This is a genomic window from uncultured Gimesia sp., from assembly GCF_937910335.1.
GTDB lineage: Bacteria > Planctomycetota > Planctomycetia > Planctomycetales > Planctomycetaceae > Gimesia.
In genome coordinates this window covers 1-7,576 of sequence record NZ_CALEMX010000147.1, presented here as the reverse complement: position 1 = coordinate 7,576, position 7,576 = coordinate 1, and the positions used below count along the sequence as shown (strand labels likewise).

The following is a 7,576-nucleotide window of genomic DNA, read 5'->3' as shown; positions in this document are numbered from 1 at the left end:
GCGCTGGCCGTTGATCGACGCGCACTTAATTTCTGAAATGCTTCATTCCCAATGCCAGTTTTCGAATACCATTTTGCCAACGCCGGAAGAAAATCTGGCCCTCGATGAAGCCCTGCTCTATCAAATCAATGAACAGGATTCCGCAAGCTGCCTGCGGATCTGGGAAGTCGATCAATATGCGGTCGTTCTAGGTAGCTCAAATCAAGTCGCCGCCAATGTCAATCAGACCGCCTGTTTACAGGATCACATTCCCATTTTCAGACGCTGTACAGGCGGCGGCACGGTTTTACTCGGTCCGGGTTGTTTTATCTACTCCCTGTTTTTGCGAATCACAGACAAGCAACATCTGGCCGGCATTGAAGCCACGACACAGGATATTTTACATCGCATACGCAATCACTTTAACGTCCGCCGCCCTGAATTAAATATTGAACTCCAGGGAATCAGCGACTTAACGATCCAGGGAAAAAAGTTTTCCGGCAATTCACAACGCTGGTTGACAACCACGCTCCTGCATCACGGAACGATCCTGTACGATTTTGACCTCGATCGTATTCCCCGCTATTTAACCAGTCCCGAACGCGAACCCGAATATCGATCTCAGCGCGACCATCTCGACTTTGTCACTAATTATCCCCTCAGCCAGCCAGAACTCAAACAGGCCTTCATCGATACCTGGAATGCAGATCAGGCAGAGCCCGTTCTGCCTGTAGAACGCGTCAAACAACTGGTCACAGAAAAATATACGACGGAGAAATGGAATCTCCGTCGCTAAGTAGATTGCTGCGGCCTCTCACAAAATGACGTGATCATTTTACGACTTCTTCGAACGGCTGCTCTTCATCTTCGACGACCGGATTCAAAAAGTGATCTTCGATCACGCGCATTTTCTTCCAGTGTCCCAGCTGAAAGCGAATTAAATATCCGACCCCCAATGTCGCGATGAAGGACGTACAGGCAATCCAACTGCCAAACAATTTCACGCTGGCATCGGCATACATCCAGATCAGAATTGTAGGAATGACCATAATGGCCCAGCCCGAGATCAATGTGAAAATCATGCAGAATCGAGTATCCCCGGCTCCGCGAATGGCGGAACTAAATACAACAGCCGCCGCATCGAAAAACGCAAATAAAGCGGCAAATCGCAATAACACAATGACCGTCTCTTTGACTTCCAGAAAATCCGCCGTCATCACTTCCGGTTCATAAGGACTCAAGAGCACCTCTGGCAATCCAACATAAACGCCGGCAAACAGCAACATGTAGATCGCGGAAACAGCAAATGCTTTCCAGGTCGTGGTCACAGCCAATTGAGGTTTACTTTCGCCCACCCTGGTGCCCACCAACGTCATCACCGCAGTCCCGACACCCATCATCGGAATAAAAGCCAGAGAGTTCAAATTGAAGGCTATCGTTGTAGCTGCCAACTCGACCTTTCCGATTCGTCCCACTAAAACAACAAATATCGTAAACCCGATGATGTCCACAAAATACAGCATCCCGTTTGGAAATCCATAACGCAGCAATCGCATGAATAGCTCACGATTCCAGCGATAGTGGTTGAACAATCCATATTCCCGTGCTTCATGCTTCACATACATGATCAAGATAAAAAAGACCATCGTGGACACGTTGGCCGTTACGGTCGCTATGGCAGCCCCTTTAATTCCCATCGCAGGAATCGGGCCGGCACCAAAGATCAAGCAATAATCCAGGACGATATTCAGAACGACCGCAGCGAGATTCACCCACATCACGACCATCGTCTTGCTACGTCCTGTGTAAAAACAGGAAAGAACGGTGGAGAGCAAAGCGGGGCCCGTGCCCAGACAGACGATCGAAAAATAATCGACCTCCAATGTTTGCACCTCGGGAACGTGACCAATCCAGTAAAAGATATGAGGAGCAAGTGGAACCCCGATTAACAGAATCCCCCCCCAGATCAACGCCAGATAAATACCCTGCCAAAATGATTCCGATACACGCTGCTTCTGACCAGCGCCTTCGTACTGTGCAATAAAAGTATTCACATAAGTCGCGTTTCCCATCGCAATCGACATGGCCGCCCATTGGATCATGCCGGCAGGCAATGAAGCAGCGACGGCATCAGTAGACCACCATGATAGGAAAATCCGGTCCACCACATGCATCACCGAGAGTGATCCACAGCTCAAAACCAATGGCACAGCTATATTCGCCAGTTCGCGCAAGCTTCCTGGTTCGACATCCAATGGTTGAGATTTGTGGGAAGAAGCTCCCATCTTGAACGGATCCAATCAATAGAAAAAAGAACGCGAATCGACTGGATTTGAGTGAGGAGAGACAGAAACGACCCAATCCAGTGGGCAGCATATCAAAAACACCGGAAATTGCCCCTCTGACGACACATAACATGAACAATATGTTCGCAATTCTAAAAGCGGGGTACAATGCTTACGCCCTTGATACGTGTCATTAGGTCCACCACCCCATCAATTAAAATCTCATCTGGACCTGAACCCCGATTCCTAGTTTAATTCGCGTTTTCCATCACTGCGCTTCATTCACATCAATGAGAGAGCAACCGGATTCAGTGATTGAATCAAGAACAGAAACCATTCACCAGGCGATACTTAAATTATGCGGATCAATTCAAAAAACAGCGCTAATGACGTGAACAGCTTCGCGAGAATCCTGCACTATGTCTGGCCTTACCGCAAGCGACTCGTCGTTTCCTTCTTTTTTGCCATTCTCGTAGCCCTGTTATGGGGTGCAAATCTCTCGGTCGCCTTTCCCGTAATTAAAGTGTTACTACAGGGGGAAAGTCTGAATGAGTATGTGCAGAAGGAGATCAATAAGAATGAAGAAATCATTCAGGAAAAACAGGAAGCCCTGAAAAATTTATCCGTTCAAATTCATTCACAAAATATAGATCAGCAAGAATTTAAACCCCTGCCTCTCGAGACCATTCATACTGATCTGGCAGAAGCACCCGTTAACCTTTTGAGCGAGCACTCGCGGCAACAGAAAAAAATCAGCAATGCTTCACGAGAGCTCTTTGCACTAAAGTGGGTTCAATCCACGATTCTTCCCTGGGTCCCCAATGACCATTTCGATACCTTCGCCCTCATTTTGGGAATTTTATTATTCGCCACTTTAATCAAAGGCATCTGTATTTTTACTCAAGATGTCATCGTAGGGGGCGTTGTCGAACTGGCAACCATGGCCATCCGAAAAGAATGCTTTCGGAAAGTTCTTGATCTGGATTACCAAAGTATCACCGACCAGGGTACAGCGGAGCTGATGTCACGTTTTACATTTGACATGCAGCAACTCTCTCAAGGCTTAACTTTAATGGGAGGGAAAATTATACGTGAACCTCTCAAAGCACTCGCCTGTATCATTTTCGCCTTTATGATTAATTGGCGACTGACACTCCTTTCGTTTATCTTTGCACCGTTGATTGCGATTGTGTTTTATAAAATCGGAAAAATGCTCAAACATGCCAGCCAGAAAATGATGGAAAGCATGTCGCGGATCTACAAAACTCTCGAAGAATCTTTTGACAGTTCCAAAGTCATCATCGCATTTAATGGAGCACGCAAACATCGCAATCGCTTCCATCATGAAAATAAAGAGTTTTTCAAAAAAGCCATGAGCATTGTCCGCATCGATTCCTTAACAAGCCCCACGACGGAAATGCTGGGAATGATGGCCATTTTCATTGCCCTAATTCCGGGTGCCTATCTGGTTTTGCGAGGAAAAACCGAAATCTGGGGTATTCAACTGGCATCAGCCCCCATGGATGTAGCCACGCTGGGTGTAATGTATGCGTTACTGGCCGGCATCACTGACCCTGCTCGTAAAATGTCTTCCGTTTACTCAAAACTCAAAAGAACGGCAGCCGCTGCAGAACGGATCTTTGCGATTATCGACCGCGAATCACTCGTCAAAGAATCTGAGGGACCTCAACCATTCCCTCTTAAACTGGAATCGATAAATTTCACTAACATTGACTTTACGTATTCACTACGAAAAGATTCTACTCGAAATAATGATCCGATTCTCGATAGTGTGAATCTGGAAGTCGCTGCGGGCGAAGTCGTTATTGTGGTAGGTGAAAATGGTTCCGGCAAATCAACATTAGTCAATCTTTTGCCCCGATTCTATGACCCCGACAAGGGCAGCGTTTTAATTAACGAAACCGATATCCGAGACTTTCGCCTGAAGGACCTCCGAAATCATATCGGCGTCGTCTCACAGGAAACAATGCTATTTGACGATACGATCCTGGAGAATATTCGCTACGGGCGACCTTCTGCCAGTCGTCCTGAAATTGAAGCCGTTGCCAAACAAGCACATGTCTCACAATTCGCCGAGCAAATACCCGATGGATTACTCTATAACGTCGGAGAAAAAGGACAAGAGCTATCAGGCGGGCAGAGGCAACGCATTTCTCTGGCACGCGCGATTTTGCGAGATCCTGAAATCCTGATTTTAGATGAAGCAACATCAGCGATTGACTCACAGAGTGAAATTCTGATTCACAAAGCATTGAAAGAATTTGCCCCCGGGCGAACGGTATTTATCATTACGCATTCCATCGGACAAAGCCTGCTCGAATTTGCAACACGAATCGTGGTCATGGACTCTGGAAAAGTGGTCGCAACCGGACCACACAGTACTCTGATCAACACATGCCCTCACTACCAGAATCTGCTGAGTGCCCAGGTGCGTCAACGTTCTGCATAAAGAGATCACGCGAAGCCATCACCCAGATCAGATATTCCATTCTGAAATGATCGCCTTCATCCGAAAAGGACCTGCTCATATTCCAATACATATTCTTCAAAAGAAAGAACTTGAAGACATGAAAAAAACATTCATCATTACTCTCGCCGTTTTATTTGTCGCCTGCTTTTTGAAAATGAATCTTTTCATCTCACCAGCATCGCAGGTGAATGCACAATCTCCACAGGAAAAACGAGAAGATCCACTCCCTATTGCCATTAAAAAATTTATGGAGCAACAGGCAGACAAAGCACGCAGGCAGCACCTCGAACGGGAGCAGGTACATCAAATCGAACTGCAAAAACATCAAATCGAAAATTTGCATAAGGCCGCAAAACATCTGGAAGCGGCCGGCGCACACGACCTGGCGCATCAGATTCATCGCGAAGCAGAAAATCGGGAAACAAAACTCCGCGATCATATCAGCAAAACAAGGCACCACGCTCACACACCTCAACAAGAAACACATGAGTTGTTGCATCATTTAAAAAGTGAGGTTCAGCAACTGAAAATGGAAGTGCGAGAGCTCCGGGAAGTTGTCTCTCAGCGGTCCCCCCAAACTGAAAAATAAACGGGACTTCCATTCGTTAGCAATCTGCGAAGTTGAACAGAATCACTACTTGCAACGTGTACTCTCACACAGTAAGATTAGTAACAAATGTAATGAACAACTCTGTTCATTTTCTTGTCTGATAGACTGTAATAGTGAAACGCTCTTCTATGGCTGACACACACTCCATTACATGCCCACATTGTACCACTTCCTTTAAAATCAAAAACACGGCTGCTTTTGGGAAAAAAGTCAAATGTCCCAAATGTAACGAGCCATTTGTCATCCCGAAACCAAAGAAAAAAAAACAGCAAATCAAACCGGAATTAGACTTCTTAGATGATGATTCAGATTCTTATGCAGACCCCCTCGAAGATGAATTCGCTGACTGGGACGCCGACCTGAGCAGCGGCCCCTCTGCCAAACCAAAGGCAAGTAAAAAGAAAACTGCACCACCGAAACAAAAGAAAGCCAAATCTAATTTTTCTCTCAAAGATTATGGCTTCTCACCGTTCATCACAGGTACTTTCGTCTTTCTAATCCTCTTGAATTTGATTCTTTTTATTATGCAAAGCCACTTATTAATGTTGGCTTTTTTCCTGTCTATGCTCGTGGGAATTGGATGTCTTTTTGCTGGTGGCATCGGGTTATTGATCGAAGCAGCTAAGGAAAGCGGCGGAGAACTGGCACTCTGCCTGGTGATCCCTTTTTACAATCTCTATTTTGGTATCTCGCGATTTGACCAAACGAAGCATTCAGTGGCTACTTTTGTAACGGGCTTATCCCTTATGGTAGTTTCCTTTCTTCTGTTTTTCGGATCCATGAGTAATATATTGCCAGGCAGAAATAACAATTTTGCACATATACCACCACAGGTTAACTCCACCCCTGACATTAACACGAACTCAACCTCTGAGAACTTCAAGAAAAGCAAACACTTCAATAGAAACCCCCATACACCGAACCGAACTCAGCCAGGTTCATCATTTCAGAAACCTGCTCAAAATACAGAAACCAGGCAAACGCAGCTCACAAAATTCGATCTCTCCCAGATCAAACCAATGTTAATGTCCTGGCCTGCAGAAGGGGTCGAAGGGTTTAATGTTTATCGAAAGCGAAGCACAAAATCCATCGGAAAAGTATTTGAAGCACACAACAGTAGATCATTTGATGGGGATGCACCAGCTGGAGGAAAAATGAGGTTTCGGGTTTATCTACCACCAGATATTGACCCAGCTTCACCAGTCCCCTGTGTTATCGTACCGCCCGCCGGTTCGAATTTGTTAACGGGCATGGACATAGACTCTTACGATTTAAGTCCAAACCCCGAGCATGAACCCTATGTGAAAGCGGGCTTCGCCGTCGTCACGTTTTCACTCGATGGGCGTCTGTTGAGAAGAGAACAAGCATCTAATCTGGATGTCAAAAGGGCTCATAAAGACTTCAAAAAAAGTAAAGCGGGACTCGTAAACTGCGTCCATGCTTTTCTGGAAACACAAGCTGTCATTCCCGGAATTGATAAAGACAACATCTTTATTGCCGGTCACAGTTCCGCAGGCACTCTGTCACTGCTCTTCGCAGAACATTATCCACAAATTAAAGGTTGCCTCGCTTATGCCCCCTCGGTCGATCTGAAGAAATCGATGGCAGATTTCTTACCGGAAATAAAACCATTAATACCGGATATAGAAGACTTTATCAGACTCAGTTCACCGCAGACACATATCAAAGATTTGAAATGCCCTGTGTTTTTATTCCACTCACGAGGAGATCAGGTCACATCTTTTCAAAATTCTTATCAATTTGCATCACAGCTCACTGCGCAAGGCACCAACGTTGAATTCGTAGCCGGAGATGGCAGTGATCACTATCAGACTATGCTCGACGAAGGGCTTCCTAAGGGAATTGAATGGATCAAAAAACAAGTTAAAAATACGAATTCTGCGCAACCGAACCCGCAAATGTCAGCAAGTAAATCCATCCCGCAACCTGCAAAAAGTACAATCGATATCACCAGACGAAAAGCCACATTCAAAGTCACCGGCTTTGATCAATTTCATACAAATGCGCTGAAAAGCAATCCCATTGTCTGGACAGAATCTCTTGAAGGAACGATTCGAAGGGGGCTGAAAGATTTTGTCCCTGAATATGCCAAGGACTCGGTGAAAGTAAATCTGAAAGAGATGACGCTTAGTTTTGAATTTATTGGCATACTTCCCGAAGAAATACCGCAAAAATTCGCAAATCATTTTT

General features: G+C 45.5%; 5 protein-coding genes. 4 read left to right on the top strand and 1 reads right to left on the bottom strand.

What is annotated here, in order from left to right; genetic code table 11:
* On the top strand, positions 1-775 hold a 775-nt coding region (locus Q0668_RS05990), incomplete at its 5' end, for a lipoate--protein ligase family protein (protein ID WP_298861291.1).
* 34 nt (positions 776-809) lie between these two features.
* On the opposite strand, the gene Q0668_RS05985 is transcribed toward Q0668_RS05990, so the two are convergent.
* Positions 810-2,264: an MATE family efflux transporter gene (locus Q0668_RS05985; protein ID WP_298861288.1), complete on the bottom strand. Its 1,455-nt coding sequence runs from the start codon at positions 2,262-2,264 to the stop codon at positions 810-812.
* A 358-nt stretch (positions 2,265-2,622) separates the two neighbouring features.
* Between Q0668_RS05985 and Q0668_RS05980 the strand changes: the two genes are divergently transcribed.
* The 3 genes from Q0668_RS05980 to Q0668_RS05970 all read left to right on the top strand — a co-directional run.
* Positions 2,623-4,734 (top strand): ABC transporter ATP-binding protein, encoded by a 2,112-nt coding sequence (locus Q0668_RS05980; RefSeq protein WP_298861285.1) that lies wholly within the window; start codon positions 2,623-2,625, stop codon positions 4,732-4,734.
* A 118-nt stretch (positions 4,735-4,852) separates the two neighbouring features.
* Entirely contained in the window at positions 4,853-5,344 is a 492-nt protein-coding gene (locus Q0668_RS05975) for a hypothetical protein (protein ID WP_298861282.1), read from the top strand.
* Positions 5,345-5,478: 134 nt separating this feature from the next.
* Positions 5,479-7,576: prolyl oligopeptidase family serine peptidase (locus Q0668_RS05970; protein WP_298861279.1), on the top strand; the 2,098-nt coding region annotated here is incomplete at its 3' end.

What these genes read in the sequence shown, in the direction of transcription:
- Q0668_RS05985 (WP_298861288.1), bottom strand. Translation starts at nt 2,264, where the DNA reads ATGGGAGCTTCTTCCCACAAATCTCAACCATTGGATGTCGAACCAGGA.
- Q0668_RS05980 (WP_298861285.1), top strand. Translation starts at nt 2,623, where the DNA reads ATGCGGATCAATTCAAAAAACAGCGCTAATGACGTGAACAGCTTCGCG.
- Q0668_RS05975 (WP_298861282.1), top strand. Translation starts at nt 4,853, where the DNA reads ATGAAAAAAACATTCATCATTACTCTCGCCGTTTTATTTGTCGCCTGC.